The sequence below is a fragment of the Microbispora sp. NPDC046973 genome, assembly GCF_040644495.1.
In the GTDB taxonomy this organism is placed as follows: domain Bacteria; phylum Actinomycetota; class Actinomycetes; order Streptosporangiales; family Streptosporangiaceae; genus Microbispora.
Map to the genome: position 1 here is coordinate 174,079 of NZ_JBEYWQ010000004.1, position 22,470 is coordinate 196,548.

The following is a 22,470-nucleotide window of genomic DNA, read 5'->3' on the forward strand; positions in this document are numbered from 1 at the left end:
GGGCGGGCTCAGATCTCGAGCTTGTCCTCGATCGCGCGGAGCTGGTGCCGGGCCATCGCGAGGTTGGCCCGGTTGCGGTCGAGGGCGAGGTAGAGGAATAACCCCTTGCCGCCGCGGCCGGTCAGCGGCCGGATGATGTGATATTGCGTGCCCAGCGTGATGAGGATGTCCTCGATCGCGTCGTTGAGCTGGAGCGCGTCGATCGCGCGGAGCTTGGCCTTGACCACCTCGGTGTTGGCCGCGGCGGCCACCTGGAGGTCGAGCTCCTTGGAACCGCCGAGCGTGCCCAGCGCCATCCCGCTCCCGTAGTCGGCCACCGCCGCGCCGACCGCGCCGTCGATGGTCAGCATCTCCTTCAGCGAGACGTCCATGTTCGCCATGTCTCTTCTCCTGTTCTGGATTGTCATCCGCGTTCGACGATGGCGGCGATCTTGGTCGCCGCCCTGCGTCCCTCGATCCGGAGCAGGCCGAGATTGGCTCCCTGGCCTGCGAGAACGGTGAGGACGAGCGTGGGGCCCGCGGCGTAGCACGCGGTGTGTCCCTGGGTGCCGGAGATCAGCGTCTCCTCCAGCCGTCCGATCCTGGCGAGGTCGGTCATCTTCCGGCTCAGCGACAGCAGCGCCGACGTGAGCGCCGCCGTCTGCTCGGTGTCGGCGGCCAGGTCCGTCGTCACGAGCATGCCGTCGATCGTGCAGGTGAGCGCTCCGGTGATCTCGGGCGCCCGCCGGCGCAGGACGATCAGTTCCTCGTGTATGTCGTGGCGCAGATCCACCGAGACACTCCTTCCGGCCCGCTTGAGCCACCCGATCACTACAGCGCCTCCAGCGCGTCACGCAGTCTGAGCAGCAGGTTCACGTCGGTCGCGTCGCCGTTGACCTGGGGGACTCCCGAGCCGGCACGCCCCGGCTCCCTCGGCGGTGCGGGCGGCGGTGTGGCCGACTTGGGCGTGCGCTTGGGCAGCGCCGCCGTCTCGCCCGTCATCACCAGGCCGGCCGCGGCGAGCTCCCGTACGGCGAGCAGCGTGGAGTAGGCCGGGCGCCCGAGGCGGCGGGCCAGCTCGACCGGTGTGGCGGTGGAGTCCGCGGCGAGCAGCAGCTCCCACTGCAGCCGGGTGAGCAGCGCGTGCGTGCCCGGGATCCGCCGCAGGGGCGTCACCGGACGCGCGTCCAGCTCGGCCGACGGCCAGGCCCGCTCCAGCCGGGCCCGGCGCCTGGCGCACTCGCGCAGCAGCCCCGGCACGTCGAAGAACCAGTGGACCCCGAGCCAGTGCGCGTCGCTCTCCTTGAACCTGGTCCGTACCGTCCTCGACGTGAGCAGGAAGAACGCCGCGTCGAGCGTGGCGGACAGCATGCAGAACTCCAGCTCGCCCCGGCTGAGCACCCCTCTGTCCACCAGCAGGGCGCCGCCGTCGCCGCCGGGACCGGCCTCCTGCCGCGCGTGCCGCACCCCGTTCGCGCTGATCCGGCCCGACGCGCCGAGCAACTCCTCCACACCGGGCGTGGCCGCGCACTCCACGTACGAGACCCGGCCGCGGACGTAGTAGACCGTGCCCTCCTTGCCCACCCGCAGTGAGCCGGTGGCCTCGTTCTGGGCGAGGCCGGTGAGCACGGCGTCGAGAGTCGGGGCGGCCACCGGTCAGGCTCCCATCAGGAGGCGACCAGCTCGTCCGTGATCGTGCGCAGCCGCCGGCGTGCCAGGGCGAGGTTCGACCGCTCGACGTCCAGGCGTACGCACAGCAGCAGCGGGCCGTCGAACATCATCTCCATGGGTCGCACCAGGTGGTAGGCGGAGCCCGTGGTGACGATCACGTCCTCGATCCGGAAACCCGTCTCCTGGGAGGCCATCGCGATCCCGTCGAGCGTGGCGCGGTATGCCTCGCTGAGCCCCGCGGCCGCCCTGCCGGGATCGGGAATCCCCTTTCCCGCGACGGCCATGCCGCTGGTGTGGTCCACGAGAATGGCGCCGAGCGCGCCCGGGATCGACATGGCCTCGGAGAGGCAGTCCTCTATCCCGATCAACTCGTAACTCCTCGCCTCGCCCGTTACAGCGCGGCCAACACTAGAGGAGCAGGTGGACGGGGCATCCGAGCCGGAAACGGCGGGGATGAACGGATTAGACCCGAAGAATAAGAATTCTTCTCCCCGGAAGGGTAATCCCGATTTTCGTGAAATTTCCTCGTATCGGGGATGGCGCGCGTACCGCCGCACGGCGGCCAGAATGGGAGGCGTGGAGCGGATTCTCGTCAGCGCATGCCTGCTCGGCAGCCGGGTGCGGTACGACGGCGGGGCCAAGACCAGCGACGACGAACTGCTGGCCCGCTGGCGCGCCGAGGGGCGGCTGGTGCGGTTCTGCCCCGAGGTCGAGGGCGGGCTGCCCGTCCCCCGGCCGCCCGCCGAGATCGAGGGCGGCGCGGGCGGCGCGGCCGTCCTGGCGGGCGCGGCCCGGATCCTGACGCCGGAGGGCGACGACGTGACCGCCGCGTTCCTGTCCGGAGCGCAGCAGGCCCTCGCCGTCGCCCGGTCCTTCGGCGTACGGGTCGCGATCCTGAAGGAGGGCAGCCCGTCGTGCGGGTCGCTGCGGATCTACGACGGCAGCCACCGGGGGAGGACCACTCCCGGGCAGGGCGTGACGACCGCGCTGCTGGAGCTGAACGGCATACGCGTCTTCGGCGAGGACCGGATCCCCGAGGCCGCGCGCTACCTGGACTCTCTTACGGAGACAGCGGGTCCGAGGTGACGATCACGGCCTTCTCGTCGGGCTTGTGCACCAGGACGTTGTCCACGTAGGACCGCACCGCCGCCTCGAGGCCGACGTCCTTGCCCGCGGCCTCCGACATGTACCAGCGGTGGTCGAGCACCTCGTGGAAGAGCTGGGCCGGCTCCAGCTTGCGCCGCAGGTCGGCCGGGATCGCGTTCACCACCGGTTGGAACACCTCGGCCAGCCATCGGTGGGCCACGATCGCCTCGTCCTCGTGCCGCAGGCCCGTGGACACCCGGAACGAGTCGAGGTCGTTGAGCAGCCGCCTGGCCTGGTTCTCCTCCACGTCGAGGCCGGTCAGGCGCAGCAGCCGGCGCTGGTGGTGCCCGGCGTCCACGACCTTCGGCCGGACGATCAGGCGGGAGGTGCCGGCCTTGCGGCGCACCATCATCTCCGCGACGTCGAAGCCGAGCGAGTTGAGGCGGCGCACCCGCTGGTCCACGCGGTGCCAGTCGACCTCCTCGATGATCTCGTCCTCGGTCAGCTCGTCCCACAGCCGGTGGTAGCGCTCGACGAGCTGCTCGGCGAAGGCCAGCGGGTCGATGGTCGGGTGGAGCAGCCCGCCCGCCTCCAGGTCGAGCATCTCGCCATAGATGTTGACGTGCGCCACGTCGATGTCGTGGGCCCGCTGGCCCTCGCTGATCGCCGGGTGGAGCTCACCGGTCTCGGCGTCCACCAGGTAGGCCGCGAACGCACCGGCGTCCCGGCGGAACAGGGTGTTCGACAGCGAGCAGTCGCCCCAGTAGAAGCCGGTCAGGTGGAGCCGTACGAGCAGGACCGCGAGCGCGTCGAGCAGGCGGATCAGCGTGTCGGGCCGCACCGAGCCCGACAGCACGGCACGGTAGGGCAGCGAGAACTGCAGGTGCCGCGTGATCAGGGCGGAGTCCAGCTCGGAGCCGTCCGGGGCGGTCCTGCCGGTGACGATGGCGACCGGCTCGACGGCGGGGGCGTCGTGCCGCGCCAGGTCCCACAGCAGCTGGTACTCCCGCTTGGCGAACCTGGTGCTGATCTCCTTGATCGCGTACACCCGGCCGCTCAGCCGGGCGAAGCGCACCACGTGGCGGGAGATGCCGCGGGGCAGCGTCACCAGGTGGTGGACGGGCCACTCTTCGAGGGGGACGTCCCACGGCAGGCGGATCAGGTCGGGGTCGCTGGGGGCGCCGGTGATCTGCAGGGGCACCAATTGCTCCTTATCTGGGGGCTTCTACCCAAGTGTCGCGGATAGAGTCGGGCGCTATGACGCTGGTGGACGAGTTCATCGATTGGTACCTGGCCGAGAACCCGGTCATGGCGACCCTGCTCGGGGCCGACGGGTACGACCGCACGCTGGGCGACTTCAGCGAGGCCGCCTTCACAGGACGGGAGCGGGCGGCCGAGGAATGGCTGCGCAAGCTGTCGGAGGCGACTCCCGAGGACCCGGGGGACGAGATCGACCGCGACCTGGTCGCCGCCAATCTGCGCGGCGCCGTGGCGCAGGCCCGCTGGCCGGAGTGGCGGCGCGAACCGGCCGCCTACCTCAGCTGGGTCTTCGCGTCGATGTTCACGCCGTTCCAGCAGCGCCTCAAGCCGGAGGCCGAGCTGGTCGACGCCGCCGTCGCGCGGCTGGCGGAGGTGCCGGCCGTGCTCGCCGCCTGTCAGGCCAACCTGGATCCCGAGCTCGCCGCCGACCTGCTCGTCAAGCGCGGCCTCGACCAGGCCCGTACGGGACGCCGCTTCCTGACCCAGACGCTGCCCGCGCTGGTCGGCGACCCGCAGCTGCGGGCGCGGCTGGCGCGGGCCGCCGAGCCCGCCGCCGACGCCTTCGACGGGCTGGTCCGCTTCCTGGAGGGCTTCGAGGCCCGCGGCACCTGGCGGATGGGCGAGGAGCTCTACTCCGCGCTGCTGCGCGAGCGGGAGATGCTCGGGTACGGCGCCGCCGAGCTGCACGAGAAGGGCCGCCAGGCCTGGGCCGAGCTGGACACGCGGATGACGGAGGTCGCCGCGCGCCTCGGCTCCGGCAGCTGGCGGGAGGCGATGGAGTCGCTCATGGACGACCATCCGCCGACCCTGGAGGCCATGCGCGCCGAGTATGAGGCCGAGACGCTGCGGGCACGCGAGTTCGTCCGCGAGCGCGGGCTGGTGACCTTCCCCGAGGGGGAGGTGTGCCGGGTCGAGCCCTCGCCGGAGTTCCAGCGGCCCATCATCGCCGTGGCCAGCTACCTCGCCCCGCCGCCGCTGTCGTCCTCTCGTGACGGCGTGTTCTTCGTGCCGTACACGCCGGACGGCTTCACCGAGGAGCAGGTGCGGCAGCGGCTGCGGACCAACTCCCGCCCGCAGATGCCCTCGATCAGCGTGCACGAGGCCTACCCCGGCCACCACTGGCACCTGTCCTGGATGGCCGGCAACCCGCACCGCGCCCGCAAGATCTTCCGTACGCCCTACTTCGTGGAGGGCTGGGGCCTCTACGTCGAGAAGCTCATGCACGAGCAGGGCTACTTCGACACGCCGGAGACCGAGCTCGCCCACCTCGACTGCCGCATCTGGCGGGCCGCCCGGATCGTGGTGGACACGGCGCTGCACTGCGACGACATGACGATCGAGCAGGCGGAGGAGTTCCTCACCACGAAGGCGTCGCTGTCGCCGGGCACCGCCGCCGGTGAGGTCAGCCGCTACTGCGCCTGGCCCACGCAGGCGCCCTCCTATCTCACGGGCGCGCTGGAGATCGAGCGCATCCGGGCGGACTACGAAGGCGATCTGCGGACCTTCCACGACACGATCGCGGGATCCGGCGGGCTCCCGCTCGGCCTCGCCAGGAAAGTGGTCCTCGGTTAGCCGCTGAACGCGCGCTCGATGACGGCGGTGAGCTGGTCCTCGGTGAGCACCGCGGGCCGGCCCACGCCGAGGGCGCGGACGTAGACCTCGCACAGCCACTCCAGCAGGCGGGTCGCCTCGAACGCCTGCTCCAGGCCGGCGCCGATCGTCACCGCGCCGTGGCTGGCCATCAGGGCGGCCTGTCTGCCCTCGATAGCGGCGATGACGTTGCGGGCCAGCTCCGGCGTGCCGTACGTCGCGTAAGGGGCGACCCGGACGGCGCCGCCGAGCAGCAGGGCGTTGTAGTGGATCGGCGGCAGCTCGGTCATGGTCGAGGCGACCACGGTCGCGAAGACCGAGTGGGTGTGCACCACCGCCCGGGCTCCCGTCGCCCGGTACAGCGCGAGATGCATCGGCGTCTCGGAGGAGGGCTTGCGCTCGCCCTCCACGACCCGCCCTTCGAGGCCGACCACCGGGCAGTCCTCCGGGCGCAGCCGGTCGAGCGCCACACCCGAGGGCGTGACGACGACCAGATCGCCCTCCCTGGCGCTCAGGTTGCCCGAGGTCCCGATCACCAGGCCGAGGGCCGCCGCCCGCCGGCCGTACTCGCACAGCTCACGCCGCAGCTCGTCCACCCGCTCGTCCACCTGCTCGTTCACGCGGCGAATCTACACAATCAGCCGTGTTTCGTGATGTCCTGATTCCATGTACGAGGCTTCCGAGTGGCGCCGCGAGGCGGACACGATCCGCAGGACCGTGGTCGCCCGAGACTTCCGTACGGCCATCGCGATCGTGAACGACATCGCCGAGCAGGCCGAGGCCCTGAACCACCATCCCGACATCGACATCCGATGGCGCACCCTCCACCTGGCGCTGACCACCCACGACGCCGGCGGCCTGACCGACCTCGACTACAAGCTCGCCGCCCGCATCGACGCCATCGTGGCCGACCACGAGGCCGGATCGCCACGGTCCTAGGGCGGCCGTCCTGGGGCCGTCCTGGGGCGGTCCTAGAGCACGTTCAGCGCGGCGAGGAGCTGTTCCTCCTCACGGGCGAAGTGAGCCTCCAGCTCGGCCGACAGGCGCGTGAGCCTGTCCTTGAGGACGGCGGGGTCGCCGGAGCCCGCCTCGCCGACCGCTGCGCGCACGTCCTCCCTGATCCGGGCCAGCCGCACGTGCTCTTCGCGCAGGCGGTCGAGGGTCGTGGCCAGCCCCGGGAAGGCCCGCTCCAGCAGGGGGAAGCCCCGCTCGTTCTCGTTGACGTGGTGCTCGTGGAAGGCCGTGCAGAAGGACAGGCAGCGCTCCCGCAGCGCTCCCTCCAGGCCACGCCCCGGCAGGTTCGCCGGTGTGCCCGTGGTCAGCCCGTCCTCGGCCGCGGCGAGCAGCGCGGCCATCTCCGCCCGCAGTCCGTCGTGGATCCGCACCAGCTCGTCGCCGAGCGCCCGGGCGCGCTCGTGGTCTCGCCTGTAGAGGGCGACGACGGGGATGACGCGGGAGGTGCGAGCCTGGTAGTCGGCGAAGACCGGCGCCAGCTCGGCCTGCCGGGCGTACATGCGGTCGCGCTCCTCGCCCGACAGCGGTACGGCCGTGGCGGTGAACGTCTCGATCGCCGTCCCGTCTCCCACCTCGACGGTCACCGTGGGATCGGCCAGCAGGTTGTGATACCAGTCCGGGTGGCGTGGCGCGCCCGCGTAGGACGCGAACACGAGAATCCTGTCCCCGTCACGTAGGTATGCGACCGGGTTCGTCCGGGCGGCGCCCGTCTTGGCGCCGGTGGTCGTCAGCAGGATCAGCGGCGTCCCCTCGAACGGCCCGCCGACCGTGCCGGCGTTCGCCCGGAACTCTTCGATGATCTTGTCGTTCCATTCGGACATGCGACGATGGCTCCTGAACCTTGAATGTATTTGCTTTAATAGCAAAGCTATTTTGGAGATCAACATATGTCAACGGATGAGGGGCTGAGCCTGGATGAGGGGGTCCGAACCCTCCTGCTGCTGATGCCGCGTCTGGTGGGCCGTGCCAAGCGCATGCCGGTCCCCGAGTCGCTCCGGACGCTCGACCTGGCGCCGCGGCACCTGTCGCTGCTGTCCTATCTGCTGTTCGACGGCCCGCTCACGGTGAACGAACTCGCCGCGCGGCTGGAGGTCGCCCCGGCCACCGTGAGCCTGATGGTCGGCGACCTCAGCCGTAAGGGCGTCGTGGAGCGGCGCGAGGACGACGCGGACCGCCGCCGCACGATCGTGAGCATCGCCGAGGCCAACCGGGAGGCGGTCGACGCCTGGCTCGCCCGCGGCGCCCATGCCTGGCGCAGCGCACTGCAACCGCTGACGAGTGAGCAGCGACGCATGTTCGTCGAAACGCTCCGGGCGTACGAGCGAGCTGTCACCGGTGACGCGGAGTAATGGATCTAGTCCTGCCCTGCCTGTGATTCCAGCTTGTCGGCTCGTGGACTTGCCGTATGGTCACGCAGAGTGAAAGAATTCATACAGGTTTTCGAATTCTTGATTGGAGGTGTGATGGATCTGTTCGACTCTGATTCTGAGCACCTTCGTCGTTCGAATAGCTCTGACAGCGCTGACGGTTGGTGGGACCGGTTGACCTCTGGTTCGCCGTTGTGGTCGTCGGAGGGCTCGGCCGTCCGTGAGCATTTCCCGATCGCCGACCCCGAGGTGCCGCAGGACGCGAGCCAGGACGGCAGCCCGGGTGTGGATGCCGCCGGTGCGGGTGATCGCCGAGTGCGGTCGTCGTGGGTGTTGGTGGGTGGTCTGCGTGAGTCGGCGCAGGCGTTGGCGCTGGCGCCGCTTCCCGACGACGTGGACGTGTGCCTGGCTGAGGCTGAGGAGTTGATGTTCGTCCGGGATCGGATCACGTGTGCTCTTGCTGGTCGGGTGGGGCGGGTGCATGGGGTGGGGCGGCCTAAGGAGCATGGGCATGCCTCCACCCGTAGTTGGCTGCGCACGGCCGGAGGAATGACCGTGGCGGGGCGGGCCGCCTGCTCACCCTGGGCGTGGAGTTGGCGCGTCTGCCGCGGGTGCGGGAGAGGTTCGTCGCTGGGGGGTTGGCGGCGGGGGTGGTGGAGGCGATCTGCGCGGCCACCGCCCAGTTGAACGATGAGCAGGCCGCCCTGGCTGAGCCGATCTTGCTGGAGCTGGCGGGCAAGGCGGAGGTGGCCAAAGCCGGGCGTTATCTGCGCGCGGTGCTCGACCCCGACGGGGAAGACCGCGATGAGCAGGCCGGCTACACGCGGCGGTTCTTGCGGGTCCGCCCGACCCGCAGCGGCGGGCTGGAGGGGGAGTTCTGCCTGCCGCGTGAGGCGGCCGCCCGGCTGCGGGCCCTGCTGGATGCCTACGCCAAGCCGCGGGCGGAGGGTGATGACCGCCCGCCGAGCGTGCGTAACGCGGATGCGTTCATCGCGCTGCTGGAGGAGAAGATCGCCACTGAGCTGCTGGTCCTGGTCACCGCCGAATCCCTGCCCACCGATCCCGAGGACGCGGCCCACTCCCACCCCGCCCGTCCCGACGCCGCCGATCACCCCGAAGCCGCCGAGCCCGGCGAGGCCGAGGAGGCCGGAAGCGCTGACGCCCCTGCCGACGCCGACGACACCGGCGATCGCGCCCCCAGCACCCATGCCGGCAGCGGCAGCGGAAGCACTGACGCTCCTGGCGAGGGCGACGACACCGCCGACCGTGCCCCCAGCGCCTGTGCCTCCCGCGACGCCGGAGGTGCCGACGATGTGGCCGGCACCGACGCCGTCGACCCTGCCCAGGATGAGGGCCCCTGCCGTCTTGCCGATTACAGCACTGCCGAGGCAGATGCCGGTGCAGCCGCGGGTGCTGGTGTCGACAGCGCCGCCGTTGCCAAGGATGGTGACACTGTCGAGGGCGACGACATCGGGCGCGCCAAGGGCGGGGACTGCGACCGTGGTGCGGCCCACGTTGGAGCAACGCACCCGAGGCGCGCAGCAGCATGGCCCGCATGCGGTGGTAGCGCGCATTCGCCCACAGCGCCTCCGCGGACAGCGCCGCCGTCCACAGTGCCCCCGCACACAGCTTCCCCGGCCACAGCGCCTCTGCCGACAGCGCAGCCGGATCCTCCTCCCGAGGACACTGCCGCGCATCACGCCTACGCCGGGTATCGGCCTGCGGGGGACTGCAGGCATGGGCAGGGCACCCCTTTGGACCAGGCCGGCGTGCGCGGTGAGCAGTGCCAGGGACCAGGGCTGTGGCTGGGGACGGCACCGGGGTTGTTGCTGGCGACCGGGCAGATGCTGCCGGTCACCAGCGTGCACCGCCTCGCCCGCACCAGCACCCTGATGCGACTGGTGATGGACGCCGACGGGCAGGTGCTCGACATGGGCCGCAAGGTCCGCCTGGCCACCCCCGCCCAACGCAGGGCCGTGTTCGCCCGCTACGCCACCTGCTGGATCGACGGCTGCCCACTCCCGGCAACGATGTGCCAGATCGACCACGCCGACAACTGGAGCACCGGCGGCCTCACCGACCTGAAACTGCTCGGTCCCGCCTGCCAGTTCCACAACCGCGACCGCTACCGCCACCCCGACCGCTACACCCGCCGCAAGGTAGGCACCGACCGCTGGGCCTTCACCTACCACCCGGCGCGCACCAGAGCTCGGCGGCTGCGGGAATGACGACCAGACGATCCGGGGGTCGCCAGTGCGCCGTCCATAAGGCTGACCCGGCCAAGGTCCGGAAGGCCGGTCTGGTCAGCTTTGTGGGAAGCCCACTAGTCGAACAGCCCTGGCGGGGGAACGGGGGCGAGGACGGCGTCGCCGTCGCGGATGGGCGCGGCCCCCGCGACCAGGCGGGTCAGGTCCTCGTCCGCCAGGCATCGCGCCTGGGTGAGGCCGCCCGCCGCACTCCTGGTGAGTGCCTCGATCGGCAGGTCGCCGGGCGAGGCCGCCAGGACGACGTTGCCGAACCTGCGCCCTCTCAGGATGCCAGGCTCGGCCAGCAGTGCGGCATGCGGGAAGACACGGCTCACCGTGGAGGCGACCCGCTTCACGAAGGGCAGGCCCTTGCCGTCCGCCACGTTGATCAGCGCCATGCCGGAGGGACGCAGGACGCGGGCGATCTCCGCCATGTACTGGACGGTCGCCAGCTCGACCGGCATCGTCGCGCCCGAGAACGCGTCGAGCACGAACAGGTCGGCCGAGTCGTCCCTGAGGTCCGTCGTCGCCGCGCGGCCGTCCATCACCCGGACCTTCAGCCGGGGCACCGACTTGAGGTTGAGCTGGTCGCGTACGAGCTGGACCAGCCCGGCGTCCGGTTCCACGACGATGTGCCGGGAGCCGGGCCGCCGTGCGGAGATGTAGCGCGGGATCGTGCACGCTCCGCCGCCGATGTGGACGGCGTCGAGCGGGCCGTCGGGCAGGCAGTCGATCACGCTGGCCATGAGCTGCGTGTACGAGAAGTCCAGATAGGTGGGATCGGCCAGGTCCACGAACGACTGGGGGACGCCGTCCCTGAGCAGCATCCACCCGTCCGGCCGGTCGAGGTCGTGCAGGAGCTCCACCTCGCCGAAGGTCACCGGATAGCGGCCTGGCAACGGTTCTCTGCTCCTTGCCACCTATGGCTCCTTTCGCGTGATATGAGAACCGTATGCGGAACAGGGCCCTGCTCGCCCTCGTCATGGTCGCCGCGGCCATCTTCGTCTTCGGCGTTGCCGGACTCATTGTGTCCGGTAGGCAGGAGCCGGTCTCGGACTTCGTCGCCGCGCCGCGGGGGACGCCCGCACCCGGCGGCCCGCAGACGCTCCAGCTCCGCCCCGACACATCTCCCGAGCCGTCTCCCGCGAGCTCCCCGGAGGGCTCTCCCGACGAGACGGCCGCCGCCTACTTCCAGGCCTGGGTCAAGAGCGACTACGACGCCATGCGCGAGCTGGTGGACGAACCCCCGGACGACTTCGCGGACCAGCACCGCGAGTTCGAGGACGCCGCCCTCTCCAAGTCGCTGCGGATCACGGTCGGCAATCTCGTACGCACCGGGAACGACACAGCCGAGATCCCCTTCACCCAGGAGCGGGACGAGCAGGACGCCGGCACCTGGCGCTTCGACTCCAGCCTGCACCTGGCCGTGCGGGACCTCACCTGGAAGGTCGTCTGGACGCCGTCCGTCCTGCATCCGGAGATCCAGCCCGGCGGGAGTCTCGTCAGGACCGAGCCGGATGCCGGGCCGCTGCGGCCGGTGACGAGGGAAGGGCGGGAGTTCCCGCAGAACTCGGGCGCCGAGGCGTACCTCGACAACCTGGTGGACCAGGGGGTGGCGCCCACGACGGGCGTGGCGGTGGGATGGGCGCTGGAGGTCGACAACCCGGGCATGCCGGCGAAGACCGTCCTTTCCTACAAGCCCGAGAAGCGGCCGGTGGGCGTACGCACCACGATCGACTACGGGGTGCAAGCCGCCGCGGCCCGGGCGCTCGACGGCGTGCAGCGAGCCGCCATCGTGGCCGTACGGCCGTCCACGGGGGAGATCCTCGCGGTCGCGGACCGGCTGGGCGGCAAGGGGGCGTTCGATCTCAAGTACCCTCCCGGTTCGACGTTCAAGACGATCACGGCGGCGGCGCTGCTCAACAACGGGCTGTCTCCCGACAGCACGGTGGACTGCCCGGCGGTCTACCAGATCCCCTTCAACCGGCCGATCCACAACTACAAGGACGAGAACCACGGGACGGTCACCCTGCGGCAGGCGTTCGCCCTGTCGTGCAACACCACGTTCGCCCGGCTGACGATCGAGCGGTTGAACGGTGACACGCTGGTCGATCAGGCCAGGGCGTTCGGCTTCCGCGCGCAGGGGGACAGCGGTGACACGTGGACGTGCGGCAGCCTGCAGCGGCCGGAGATCCCCGACGCGCTCGCCGAGGACTCCTTCGGACAGGGCACGGTCGAGGCGACCCCGCTGTGCATGGCGCTGGTCGCCGCCGCCGTGGAGAGCGGGGAGTGGCGGCCGGCCCGCCCGCTGGCGGACGAGGCGCCGCAGGGCGAGCTGCGGCAGAGCGTGCCCCTGCCGTCCAACGTGGCCGAGGGGCTGCGCTCGCTGATGAGCGCGGTCACCGTCGAGGGGACCGCCGCCGGGTCGGAGCTGCCGCAGGGGGTCGCGGGCAAGACCGGCACCGCCGAGGACGGGCAGGGCGGGCAGGACCACGCCTGGTTCATCGGCTACCGGGGCGACCTCGCCTTCGCCGTGTTCGTGGAGCACGGCGGCACCGGCCGTGGCGCCGCCGTGCCCATCGCCGCCCGCTTCCTGAGGGCGCTGTAGGACCCTCAGACGCTGTGAACCTCAGACACCGGGCCAGGCGAACCGGTGCGTGTGAATCCCGAAGTAGGTGAACACCTCGGCCCTGGTGACGCCCGGCACCCGCTTGACGTGGTCGTTGAGCACGCCGAGCAGCTCGGCCGGCTCCCGGCACACCACCTCGGCGAACAGGTCGAACGAGCCCGCCGTGAGCACCACGTAGATCACCCCGGGCAGCTCGCTGATCCGGTCGGCGACCTCGTGCACGTCGCTGTCGACGCGGACGCCGATCAGCGCCATGACCGGCAGGCCCAGCGCCATCGGGTCGGTGACCCCGACGATCTGCACGACCCCCTCGTCGCGCAGCCGCTGCACCCGTTGCCGTACGGCGGGAGCCGACAGGCCGGTGGCCTCGGCGAGCGCGGTGTAGGAGGCCCGGCCGTCCCGCTGCAGCTCGCGCAGCAGGACCCGGTCGACCTCGTCCACGTTCATCCGGCGGCCGTCACGAGACCAGGTCCGCCACGGCCGCGGCGAACACCTCGTGGTGCAGGTCCACGTCGGCCTCGGTGGTGGCGGGGGACATCAGCGCCATGTTGTGGAACGGCGTGAGCAGCACGCCCCGGTTGGCCAGGTAGACGTGCAGGTAGTCGTCCAAGTCGGGGTCGCCCGCCGCGTTCGACTCGCCGCCGTTGCGCGGGGCCGGGCTGGCGAAGCGATACTCGGCGCGCGCCCCGAGCTGCGTGACCGACCACGGCAGGGCGTGCGCGTCGATCACCTCCTGGACGCCCTTGGTGAAGCGGGTCGCCAGCTCGGTCATGGCGGCGAACGCGTCGTCGGTGAGCACGTGTTCCAGCGTGGCGCGCATCGCGGCGACCGACAGGGCGTTGCCGGCCAGCGTGCCGCCGACGCCGCCCATGTCGACCAGGTCGAGCCCGTCCATCGCCTCGACGCGCGCGGCGACCTCCGCGGACAGGCCGTAGCCGCCGCTCGGGATGCCGCCGCCGACGGCCTTGCCGATCGTCACGATGTCGGGGTGCAGGTCCCACGCCTTCGTGCAGCCGCCCGGGCCCGCCGAGAACGTGTGCGTCTCGTCGTTGATCAGCAGGCTGCCGTACCGCCGGGTCAGCTCCCTGACGCCCTCCAGGTAGCCCGGCTCGGGCAGCACGATGCCGATGTTGGTGAGGGCGGGCTCCATGAGGACCGCCGCGACGTCGCCGTACGCCAGCTCGCGCTCCAGCGAGGGCAGGTCGTTGAACTCCACGACGCGCGAGGTGACGGTGGGATCGACCGGAGCGCCGACGTTGCCCTCGCGGGAGACCTGCTCGCCGTCCGGGCCGACCACGAGCAGCACCTCGTCCACGCTGCCGTGGTAGCAGTAGCTGTTCACGAGGATCTTGGGCCTTCCGGTGATCGCCCTGGCCAGCCGGATCGCCCACCGGTTGGCATCCGTGGCCGTCAGGGAGAAGCTCCAGTAGGGCACGCCGAACCGGCGGCCCAGCTCGGCGCCGACCCAGGCGGCGTCCTCGGTCGGCATCATCACGGTGGCGCCGCCCCGGCGGCCGAAGCGGTCGGCGACGGCGTCCACGGTCGCCTGAGGGGAGTGCCCGGCCATCGCGCCGGTGTCGCCGAGGCAGAGGTCGACGTACTCGTGGCCGTCCAGGTCGGTGACGCGGGCGCCGCGGGCCTCGGCCAGGTAGAGCGGGAAGCCCGCGGCCGTCTTGTTCATCCACGTCATCGGCACGCCGCCGAACAGGTGGCCTCTCGCCTGCTCGTACGCGGCGGCCGAGCGCGGGTTGCGCTGCCGGAACGCGTCGCGCTCGCGGTCGAGCAGCCGGGCCAGGCGAGTACGGTCGATCATCATCCCTGCCTCAGAAAAGATCGCTGAAATCCGCCCTCACAACGGAATCTGAAGCAAAAGTACACAAGGACGTCTTATTCGTCACCTATGGCGTCCAGTGTCCGCCGCAACCCCTCCACGATCGCGGCCAGCCCGACCTCGAAGGACAGGTCCGCCGGCGGGCGTCCGCTCGCGGCCGCGGCGTCGTCGCGGGCGCGCACCGTGGCGGCGAAGACCGGGACCTGCGCGGCCAGCGGCCCGGCGTCGAACATGTCGGGCGGCGCCACCAGGTCGAGCGCCGAGCCGAGGATGAAGGACTCCACGGCCACCATGACCGGGATGACCGTCGCCTCGGGCCAGCCGCCGCGCCGCAGGCCGGCGACGACCTCCTCGTACATCCGCAGCGTCCGCAGGGCTCCGGTGATCGGCAGCGTGGCCAGCAGCGAGATCGCGGGCGGGTGCGCGGCGAACGCGTCGCGGTAACCGTGGGCCCACGACACCAGCGCCTCGTCCCACGGCCGCTCGGCGAACATCGAGGCGTCGATGGCGTCGGAGACGATCTCGCGGACCGCGGCCAGGATGTCGTCCTTGCCGCTCACGTGGTTGTAGAGCGAGGACGGCCGCACGCCCAGCCGTCCGGCGAGGGCCGCCATGGAGAAACCCTCGGCTCCGGCGTCGTCGATGAGGGCCAGCGCGGCCCGCGCGATGGCCTCCCTGCTCAAGACCGGCTTCACCGGCCGTCCCACCCGCCGCCGCATTCGGCCCGCAGCCCCTTCCGCTTTGCCTCTCGACAACCTATCCTCATCCCACTAAACGAACGTCATTCGATTTATCGGGACGCCCATGTCGCGCACCCTGTTTCGCCGCACCCTCTTCCACGGCGGCACCATCTGGACGGGCACCGGCACGACGACTGATGCCCTGTCCGTACGGGACGGCCGGATCGAGGCACTCGGAGCCGCCGCCCTGGCTGGAAGCCATGACGATCGGGTCGACCTGCGCGTAGACCTGGGCGGCGGGATGCTGTTGCCGGCCTTCGGCGACGGCCACTGCCATCCCGACCACGCCGGGTTCGAGGCGATGGGCCCGCGGGTCAGAGGGCTGGGCACGGTCGAGGAGATCGTCGAGGAGGTCCGCCGCCACGCCGACGCGCATTCGGAGAGCGAGTGGATCATCGGTGGCGGCTATGACGCCACGATCGTCCCGGACGGCCTGTTCGACGCCCGATGGCTGGACGAGGCGGTGCCCGACCGCCCGGTCGCGCTGCGGGCCTGGGACTACCACACGTTGTGGTGCAACTCCGAGGCCATGCGGCGGGCCGGTCTGGACGCCTCGACGCCCGACACGCCCCACGGCCGGTTCGCCCGCCGTCCGGACGGTGGGCTGCTCGGAACCATGATCGAGTGGGACGCGGTGGACGCGGTCCTCGCCGCCGCTCCCGCCCGCACGACCGAGGATCTCGTCACCGCGCTCGCCACCGCCACCGAGGCGTACGCCGAGGCCGGGGTCACGTGGATCCAGGACGCGTGGGTGGAGCACGGCACGGTCGAGGCCTACGTGGAGGCGGCCCGCCGCGGGCTGCTGGCGACCCGGGTCAACCTCGCCTTCCGCGCCGATCCGGTGCGGTGGCGCGAGCAACTCGCCGAGTTCGCCGCCGACCGGGAGCGGGTGCGGGCGCTCGGGCACGAGGGGCTGACGGCCGGCACGGTGAAGTTCTTCGTGGACGGCATCCTGGAGAACCGCACGGCGTCGCTGCTGGCGCCGTACAGCGACGATCCCTGCACCCGGGGCATGCCCGTCTGGCCGTACGGCGACCTGCTGGAGGCCCTGACGGCCGTGGACGCGATGGGCCTGCAGGCGCACCTGCACGCGATCGGCGACGCGGGCATCCGCACCGCGCTCGACGCGATCGAGCACGTGACGCGGGTGAACGGCCCGCGCGACCGCAGGCCGGTGATCGCCCATGTGCAGGTGCTGGCGGAGGAGGACCTGCCGCGGTTCGCCCGGCTCGGCGTGATCGCCAACCTCCAGCCCCTGTGGGCGCGCACCGACCCCCCGATGAGGACGCTGACCTTTCCCAGGATCGGACCGGAGCGGGCCCGGCGGCAGTACCTCATCGGCTCGATGCTGCGGGCCGGGGTGCGCGTGTCCTTCGGCAGCGACTGGCCGGTGAGCGACCACCGCCCGCTGGCCGGGCTGCCGGTCGCGGTGACGCGGGAGAACGCCGAGCGCGAGCCGTCAGGCGGCTGGTTGCCCGAGGAGCGCATCGGCATCGAGGAGGCGCTGTCGGCGTACACCGCGGGGGTGGCCCACCAGGCGTTCGCCGAGGAGGAGCGCGGCACCCTGGCCCCCGGCAAGGCGGCCGACCTGGTCTGGCTGGATGGCGACGTCCGGCGGACGGACCCCCATGACATCGCGGAGACGACGACCGTCCTCGGCACGTGGGCGGCCGGCGTGAGAATCTTCCCCCCAGCCAACAGGAGTGGCGCATGACCGAACCCGCCGGACTGAAGCGCGTCCTCGGCGTCCCCGGACTGACCTTGTTCGGGCTGACCTACCTCGCCCCGGTCGCCGTCTTCACCACCTACGGCGCCGTCACCCAGGTCACCGAGGGCCACCTGCCGGCGGCCTACGTGGTCGCCCTCGTGGTCATGCTGTTCACGGCGTTCAGCTACGGCAGGATGGCCAGGGCGTTCCCCACCGCCGGGTCCGCCTACACCTACACCCAGCAGACCTTCGGCGGCCACATCGGCTTCATGACCGGGTGGACGCTGATGCTGGACTACCTGTTCCTCCCGATGATCAATTTCCTGCTCATCGGGATCTACCTCAACAGCCAGTTCCCCGAGGTGCCCCAGTGGATCTTCACCCTGGCGGCGCTGCTGCTGGTGCTCGTGCTCAACGTCGTCGGCATCACGGTGATGAACCGGGTCAACGTCCTGGTCGTCGGGCTGTCGGTGGTGCTGATCGCGGTGTTCGCCGCGCTGTCGCTGAAGCACCTGGCCGGGCACCCCGCGCCGTCCCCCTTCGCCCCCTTCACCCCGGGGCCGGGCGTGTTCGCGGGCGCGGCGATCCTGGCGCTGAGCTTCCTCGGGTTCGACGCCGTCTCGACCTTGTCGGAGGAGGCGAAGGAGCCCCGCCGGGCGATCCCGCGCGCCATCGTGCTCACCACGCTCATCGGCGGCCTGCTGTTCGTCCTGGTCGCGTGGATGGGGAGCCTCGTCCACCCCGGGTACGACGACTTCGCCGATGCGGACACGGCCGGTGTGGACATCATGTCCGCGCTCGGCGGCGCCGCGTTCGAGACGATCTTCGTCGGGATCTACGTGGTCGGCGCCTTCGGGTCGGCCATGACCACCCAGGCGAGCGTCTCGCGCATCCTCTACTCGATGGGCCGCGACGGCGTGCTGCCTCGCGCGGCCTTCGCCCGGCTGCACCCGCGCTTCCGCACCCCGATCGTCGCGACGGCCGTGGTGTCGGCGGTCTCGCTCGTCGCGCTGTTCATCAGCCTGGACAACGCCGTGGTCATGGTCAACTTCGGCGCGCTCATCGCCTTCTCCATGGTCAACCTCACGGTCGTCAAGCACTACCTGTTCGACGGGGGCCGCCGCTCGGCCGCCGACCTGGTCCGGTACGGCCTGGTCCCGCTGGTGGGCTTCGCGCTGACGATCTGGCTGTGGACCAGCCTCTCGGGCGTCACGTTCACGGTCGGCCTGATCTGGATGGCGGCGGGCTTCGTCTATCTGCTCGCGCTGACGAGGATGTTCAGCCGCAGGCCGCCCGTGATGAGCTTCTCGGACGCGGAACCTACCCTTACGGCCTGAAAAATGTCCTCTTGGGGTGCTATTAGAGCGAAAACTCTTCACATGAACGGCCGGATATGAGGGAATCATCTCGTTTCCCAGCGTGACGCGGAGGCGAAATGGACCCCACCACTGTGCACGACGCCCTCGCACGGCACCTGCTCGTGGACGGCTACCGTCTCGTGCTCGACCTGGACAGGAGCGCCGGCTCCTGGCTGGTCGACGCCCGCGACGGCCGGAAGTACCTCGACTTCTACACGTTCTTCGCGTCGTCGCCGCTCGGGGTGAACCCGTTCGCCGGCGACCCGGAGTTCGTCGCACTGCTCGGCCGGGTGGCCGCCAACAAGCCGGCCAACTCCGACATGTACACCGTCCACCTCGCCGAGTTCGTGGAGACGTTCCGGCGGGTGCTCGGCGACCCCGAGCTGCCGCACCTGTTCTTCGTCGAGGGCGGGTCGGCGGCCGTGGAGAACGCGCTCAAGTGCGCCTTCGACTGGAAGAGCCGCTGGAACGAGGCCCACGGCCGCCACCCCGGCCTCGGCACCCGGGTCCTCCACCTCACCCGGGCCTTCCACGGCCGCGGCGGCTACACGCTCTCGCTCACCAACACCGACCCCGTCAAGACCGACAGGTTCCCCCGGTTCTGCTGGCCACGCATCGACGTCCCCGCCGTCCACTTCGGGGACGTCGAGCGGGCGGAGGAACGGGCGCTGGCACAGGCCAGGGAGGCGTTCGAGCGGTTCCGCCACGACATCGCCTGCTTCATCGCCGAGCCGATCCAGGGCGAGGGCGGCGACAACCACATGCGCCCCGAGTTCCTCCAGGCGATGCAGGCGCTCTGCCACGAGTACGAGGCCCTGTTCGTCGTGGACGAGGTGCAGACCGGCGTCGGCCTGACCGGCACCCCCTGGGCCTACCAGCAGCTCGGCCTGGCCCCCGACATCGTGGCCTTCGCGAAGAAGGTCCAGGTGGGCGGCATCATGGCGGGCCGCAGGGTGGACCTCGTGCCCGACAACGTGTTCCGGGTCAGCGGCAGGATCAACTCCACCTGGGGCGGCGGCCTGGTCGACATGGTGCGTTCCCGCCGGATGCTGGAGATCATCGAGCGGGACGCCCTGATCCCGAGGGCGGCCATCCTGGGCGAGAAGCTGCTGGGCGCCCTCCAGGGTCTGGAGGCCGAGGGGCTGGTCGCCAACGCGCGTGGACGCGGGCTGATGTGCGCCTTCGACGTCCCCGACCCCGGCGGGCTGGTCGCCCGGCTCCGGGAGGAACGGGCGATCCTGGCCCTGCGGTGCGGCGAGCGGTCCGTACGGCTACGCCCTGCCCTGTCCGTCCAGCCGGACGAGCTTGAGTACGGCCTGGCCGGGCTGCGCGCCGTCCTCGCCGGGGATCTGGCCGGGGGCTGACGGCGCCGGTGGCGCGGGTTCGCCGCGCCAGCGGCAGATGGCCGTCATCCTCGAGTCCACGCCCAGCTTCGCGTAGATGCGGTTGACGTGGTTCTTCACGGTCTTCTCGCTCAGGAACAGCAGCCGTGCGATCTCGCCGTTGGAGTGACCGGTCGCGATCAGCTCCATGACCTCGGCTTCCCGCTTGCTCAGCCCCATTGCGGTGCGGTCGTCGATTCTCATCCGGCCTCCGTAGAAGACGATCAGAGATCGCCGAGGCCCCCGCACGGCGGTTGTGAGGCAGCATAACCCGCAACGTCCACGTTTGGGGAAAAGTGCACTGACTTGCCCGGGTCAATGCCCCCCATGGACGGTGACGGTTTCGAGGTGCGGATCGGCGGCGATCTCGGCCGCCGTGAAGCGCTCGGTCACCCACCCGCCGCGCGAGAACAGGGCCGTCTGGTCGGTGTGGTGGGGCGAGGAGGGGTCGGCGGACAGGGAGTAGGTGAGGACGGTACGCGTGCGGGGGCCGCCGGGAGTGAGCGCGACGGCCATCATGAAGCTGGATCCGGTGTTCACCTCCGGGTAGCGTCCGTCCGTGCCCAGCGGTCCGCCCGTGCGCACCCGGTCGAAGCAGCCCTCCCCTTCGGTGCAGCCGGGAATCGGGATCGAGGAGTAGCTCTGCGCCTGCCCGGGGGTGAGCGTCAGCGGGATCCGGTTGGACCGGAAGAACAGCACGGCGTCGGCGAGTGCCTGCCGTACGGCCGGGTCGTCGATCTTCAGCCCGCGCGGGGTGGTCAGCGGGCGGGCGGGGTCGAACGGCACCCGCCACGGGCTGAAGACCGGCTCTCCCGGTCGGGTGGGACGGCCCAGCCGGATGAAGAACTCGCGCCACAGAACGGCGCCCTCGCCGTCCAGGGTGGCCCGTCCGTTCCACTTCTCCAGCGTCCGGCAGGCCTCGCGCACGTCCGTCTCAGGGCCCGAAGAAGAGCGGTGGGTGCGGCACAGCTTCAGCAGGTCGTCGCGCATGAGCTCGAAGGTGAGGTTGCGCTTGCCGCGCACCGTGGCCTGCAGCGTCTCCAGGGTGAAGCCGGGCGCGCCGAGCCCGTCGGTCCCGGACAGCCGCTGGGCGATCATGTCGAGGCCGACCCGGGGGCGCGGCTCCAGGTCGGTGCCCGTCTCGCCGTACGCCTTGGGAAAGCCGGTGAGCGGCTTGTCCGGGTTCGTCATCCAGTAGGTGTTGTTGGAGTTGGCCACGTAGTCGGCGCGCGTCAGCTTCGGCTGGCTGCCCGGCCCGAAGATGCCCGGCACGACGGCGTCGCCGTCCCTGCCCCACAGGCACGCGGAGGTCGAGCCGTCCAGGATGTACTCCTCGAGGCCGGGAACGGGCGACGGCACGGCACAGCGCTTCGCCTCGGCGTCGGTGACGTGGGGGACGACCGAGGTGTCGGCGAAGTAGGCGGTCCCGCTCGCGTCGGTGGCGAGGGTGTGGACGAACGGCATCCCCTGGTAGGTCCGCTGGGCCTTGCGCAGTTCGTCGAGGCTGCCCGCCCTGGCCATCGCCAGCCATTCGTCGGCCGCCCGCAGGTTGGCCGCGTTGGCGTCGGCCAGCGCGTACGCGGCCTCGTCGGTCTGCCCGACCGCGAGCACCGGGCCGTAGCGCGAGGTGAGGAGCGTGTGGCCGGAGACGGTGCCCTCCGGCATCGTGACCTCCACCTCCTGCTCGCCCATCGGCTCCGCACGGCCGTCCACCACATAGCTGTGGCCGTCCGCGAGTTTCAGGCGGTAGACGGTGAAGTGCTGGGCGTGGGAGACGGTGTGGGTCCAGGCGACCTTGGCGTTGTGGCCGATCTGGACGACCGGGGTGCCGTACAGGCTGCCGCCGGAGACGTCGAGCACGCCGGGGATGGTGAGCTGGACCTGGTAGAAACGCCGGATCCCCTGCCAGGGAAAGTGCGGGTCGGCCAGCACCATGCCGCCGTTCCCGCGCGTGGCCTGTCGGCCCAGGGCCCAGCCGTTGCTGCCCGCGGCCGGCTTGGGCTTCGGTCCTTCGGATTCGGCTATCCCGGTTATCGCCTCCTTCAGGCTGGAGCTCGAGACCATGCGGTCGAGGTCGAGCAGGTTGTTCCACATATCGGTGGCGGTGATCGGGCCGACCCACGCCTTGCCCCGGCACCTGGGGTCGGGCAGGTTCGCCACCCCGGTGTCCTCCAGGTAGCGGTTGTATCCGGCGACGTAGCCGTCGACCAGGCGGCGCAGCTCGTCGCTCGGGCCGACCGGCGCGGGCCGGGCCAGCAGACGCCGTACGACGCCCGAGCCGGCGACGCTCTTGTAGTAGACGTCGCTGGCGAGGTTGGCGACCGGCTTGGCCGGGTCGTCCGACTCGGCCTTCGGGCCGAAGTAGCGGGAGCGCTCGCCGCGCAGCGTCACCACCCAGGAGGCCAGCGTGCACAGGTTGTCCTGGGCGAAGGCGTAGCCGTACCCGAATCCGAGGCCGCCGTAGTCCTTGGCGGTGATGTGCGGGATGCCGTACTCGGTGCGCCGGATCGTGGCCGAATAGCCCTCAGCGGCGGCCGCGGCGGGCATGGGGGACACGGCGGGGGCGAGTAAGGCCAGCGCGATCACCAGTGGCCTGATCTTCATCGATC

Annotated in this window: 21 protein-coding genes and 1 pseudogene; 9 read left to right on the forward strand and 13 right to left on the reverse strand. The window is 71.0% G+C overall.

Annotation, left to right across the window (positions count from 1 at the left end):
- Window positions 1-8 precede the first annotated feature (8 nt).
- Genes ABZ860_RS10775 through ABZ860_RS10790 form a run of 4 tightly spaced genes read right to left on the reverse strand, consistent with a single transcriptional unit; the run spans window position 9 to window position 2,018 of the window.
- On the reverse strand, window positions 9-380 hold the full coding sequence (locus tag ABZ860_RS10775) for a hypothetical protein (RefSeq protein ID WP_357218063.1): 372 nt from the start codon (window positions 378-380) through the stop codon (window positions 9-11).
- A 23-nt stretch (window positions 381-403) separates the two neighbouring features.
- Window positions 404-772: a roadblock/LC7 domain-containing protein gene (locus ABZ860_RS10780; RefSeq protein WP_357218066.1), complete on the reverse strand. Its 369-nt coding sequence runs from the start codon at window positions 770-772 to the stop codon at window positions 404-406.
- 38 nt (window positions 773-810) lie between these two features.
- Window positions 811-1,632, reverse strand: coding sequence for a hypothetical protein (locus ABZ860_RS10785; RefSeq protein ID WP_357218069.1), 822 nt, complete (start codon window positions 1,630-1,632; stop codon window positions 811-813).
- 14 nt (window positions 1,633-1,646) lie between these two features.
- Window positions 1,647-2,018 (reverse strand): roadblock/LC7 domain-containing protein, encoded by a 372-nt coding sequence (locus ABZ860_RS10790; RefSeq protein ID WP_139576883.1) that lies wholly within the window; start codon window positions 2,016-2,018, stop codon window positions 1,647-1,649.
- Between the two features lie 208 nt (window positions 2,019-2,226).
- Between ABZ860_RS10790 and ABZ860_RS10795 the strand changes: the two genes are divergently transcribed.
- Window positions 2,227-2,736 (forward strand): DUF523 domain-containing protein, encoded by a 510-nt coding sequence (locus ABZ860_RS10795; RefSeq protein ID WP_357218073.1) that lies wholly within the window; start codon window positions 2,227-2,229, stop codon window positions 2,734-2,736.
- Here ABZ860_RS10795 and ABZ860_RS10800 read toward each other — a convergent pair.
- The gene (locus tag ABZ860_RS10800) at window positions 2,711-3,937 is read right to left on the reverse strand and encodes a DUF4032 domain-containing protein (RefSeq protein ID WP_357218076.1); all 1,227 of its coding nucleotides are present in this window, start codon (window positions 3,935-3,937) and stop codon (window positions 2,711-2,713) included. The two genes, ABZ860_RS10795 and ABZ860_RS10800, sit on opposite strands and share 26 nt — an antisense overlap.
- 56 nt (window positions 3,938-3,993) lie before the next feature.
- On the opposite strand from ABZ860_RS10800, the gene ABZ860_RS10805 reads away from it, so the two are divergent.
- Window positions 3,994-5,568 carry a DUF885 domain-containing protein gene (locus ABZ860_RS10805; protein WP_357218079.1) on the forward strand — a complete coding sequence of 525 codons (1,575 nt, stop codon included), beginning with the start codon at window positions 3,994-3,996 and terminating at the stop codon, window positions 5,566-5,568.
- Here the strand turns inward: ABZ860_RS10805 and ABZ860_RS10810 are convergent.
- Complete coding sequence (locus ABZ860_RS10810; protein WP_357218082.1) at window positions 5,565-6,206, reverse strand: class II aldolase/adducin family protein; 642 nt, start codon at window positions 6,204-6,206, stop codon at window positions 5,565-5,567. The genes ABZ860_RS10805 and ABZ860_RS10810 overlap by 4 nt on opposite strands.
- A 46-nt stretch (window positions 6,207-6,252) precedes the next feature.
- Here ABZ860_RS10810 and ABZ860_RS10815 point away from each other — a divergent pair, with 46 nt between their 5' ends.
- Window positions 6,253-6,525, forward strand: a complete 273-nt coding sequence (locus ABZ860_RS10815; RefSeq protein WP_357218085.1) for a 4a-hydroxytetrahydrobiopterin dehydratase — start codon at window positions 6,253-6,255, stop codon at window positions 6,523-6,525.
- A gap of 32 nt (window positions 6,526-6,557) precedes the next feature.
- On the opposite strand, the gene ABZ860_RS10820 is transcribed toward ABZ860_RS10815, so the two are convergent.
- On the reverse strand, window positions 6,558-7,421 hold the full coding sequence (locus ABZ860_RS10820; RefSeq protein WP_357218088.1) for a nitroreductase/quinone reductase family protein: 864 nt from the start codon (window positions 7,419-7,421) through the stop codon (window positions 6,558-6,560).
- 66 nt (window positions 7,422-7,487) lie between these two features.
- Here ABZ860_RS10820 and ABZ860_RS10825 point away from each other — a divergent pair, with 66 nt between their 5' ends.
- Window positions 7,488-7,949 (forward strand): MarR family winged helix-turn-helix transcriptional regulator, encoded by a 462-nt coding sequence (locus tag ABZ860_RS10825; RefSeq protein WP_357218091.1) that lies wholly within the window; start codon window positions 7,488-7,490, stop codon window positions 7,947-7,949.
- Between the two features lie 545 nt (window positions 7,950-8,494).
- Complete coding sequence (locus ABZ860_RS10830; protein WP_357218093.1) at window positions 8,495-10,195, forward strand: DUF222 domain-containing protein; 1,701 nt, start codon at window positions 8,495-8,497, stop codon at window positions 10,193-10,195.
- A 95-nt stretch (window positions 10,196-10,290) separates the two neighbouring features.
- On the opposite strand, the gene ABZ860_RS10835 is transcribed toward ABZ860_RS10830, so the two are convergent.
- On the reverse strand, window positions 10,291-11,133 hold the full coding sequence (locus tag ABZ860_RS10835) for a fused MFS/spermidine synthase (RefSeq protein WP_357218095.1): 843 nt from the start codon (window positions 11,131-11,133) through the stop codon (window positions 10,291-10,293).
- A gap of 32 nt (window positions 11,134-11,165) precedes the next feature.
- Here ABZ860_RS10835 and ABZ860_RS10840 point away from each other — a divergent pair, with 32 nt between their 5' ends.
- Window positions 11,166-12,821, forward strand: coding sequence for a penicillin-binding transpeptidase domain-containing protein (locus ABZ860_RS10840; protein WP_357218098.1), 1,656 nt, complete (start codon window positions 11,166-11,168; stop codon window positions 12,819-12,821).
- A 21-nt stretch (window positions 12,822-12,842) separates the two neighbouring features.
- On the opposite strand, the gene ABZ860_RS10845 is transcribed toward ABZ860_RS10840, so the two are convergent.
- The 3 genes from ABZ860_RS10845 to ABZ860_RS10855 form a co-directional block, all read right to left on the reverse strand.
- Entirely contained in the window at window positions 12,843-13,289 is a 447-nt protein-coding gene (locus ABZ860_RS10845) for an Lrp/AsnC family transcriptional regulator (RefSeq protein ID WP_357218100.1), read from the reverse strand.
- 10 nt (window positions 13,290-13,299) lie between these two features.
- Entirely contained in the window at window positions 13,300-14,655 is a 1,356-nt protein-coding gene (locus ABZ860_RS10850) for a transaminase (protein ID WP_357218102.1), read from the reverse strand.
- Window positions 14,656-14,729: 74 nt separating this feature from the next.
- The gene (locus ABZ860_RS10855; protein WP_357218104.1) at window positions 14,730-15,368 is read right to left on the reverse strand and encodes a TetR/AcrR family transcriptional regulator C-terminal domain-containing protein; all 639 of its coding nucleotides are present in this window, start codon (window positions 15,366-15,368) and stop codon (window positions 14,730-14,732) included.
- A gap of 109 nt (window positions 15,369-15,477) precedes the next feature.
- Between ABZ860_RS10855 and ABZ860_RS10860 the strand changes: the two genes are divergently transcribed.
- The 3 genes from ABZ860_RS10860 (at window position 15,478) to lat (ending at window position 19,843) form a co-directional block, all read left to right on the forward strand.
- Window positions 15,478-17,127, forward strand: coding sequence for an amidohydrolase (locus ABZ860_RS10860; protein WP_357218107.1), 1,650 nt, complete (start codon window positions 15,478-15,480; stop codon window positions 17,125-17,127).
- Window positions 17,124-18,458: an APC family permease gene (locus ABZ860_RS10865; protein WP_357218110.1), complete on the forward strand. Its 1,335-nt coding sequence runs from the start codon at window positions 17,124-17,126 to the stop codon at window positions 18,456-18,458. Before ABZ860_RS10860 ends, ABZ860_RS10865 begins: the two co-directional genes overlap by 4 nt.
- A 98-nt stretch (window positions 18,459-18,556) precedes the next feature.
- On the forward strand, window positions 18,557-19,843 hold the full coding sequence (gene lat / locus ABZ860_RS10870) for an L-lysine 6-transaminase (protein ID WP_357218113.1): 1,287 nt from the start codon (window positions 18,557-18,559) through the stop codon (window positions 19,841-19,843).
- On the opposite strand, the pseudogene ABZ860_RS10875 reads toward lat, so the two are convergent.
- Both ABZ860_RS10875 and ABZ860_RS10880 read right to left on the reverse strand, forming a co-directional pair.
- Window positions 19,751-20,038 (reverse strand): annotated as a pseudogene (locus ABZ860_RS10875) (response regulator transcription factor); the annotation flags it as partial. The gene lat and the pseudogene ABZ860_RS10875 overlap by 93 nt on opposite strands.
- A gap of 138 nt (window positions 20,039-20,176) precedes the next feature.
- The gene (locus ABZ860_RS10880) at window positions 20,177-22,465 is read right to left on the reverse strand and encodes a penicillin acylase family protein (RefSeq protein ID WP_357218115.1); all 2,289 of its coding nucleotides are present in this window, start codon (window positions 22,463-22,465) and stop codon (window positions 20,177-20,179) included.
- Between the last annotated feature and the right edge of the window lie 5 nt (window positions 22,466-22,470).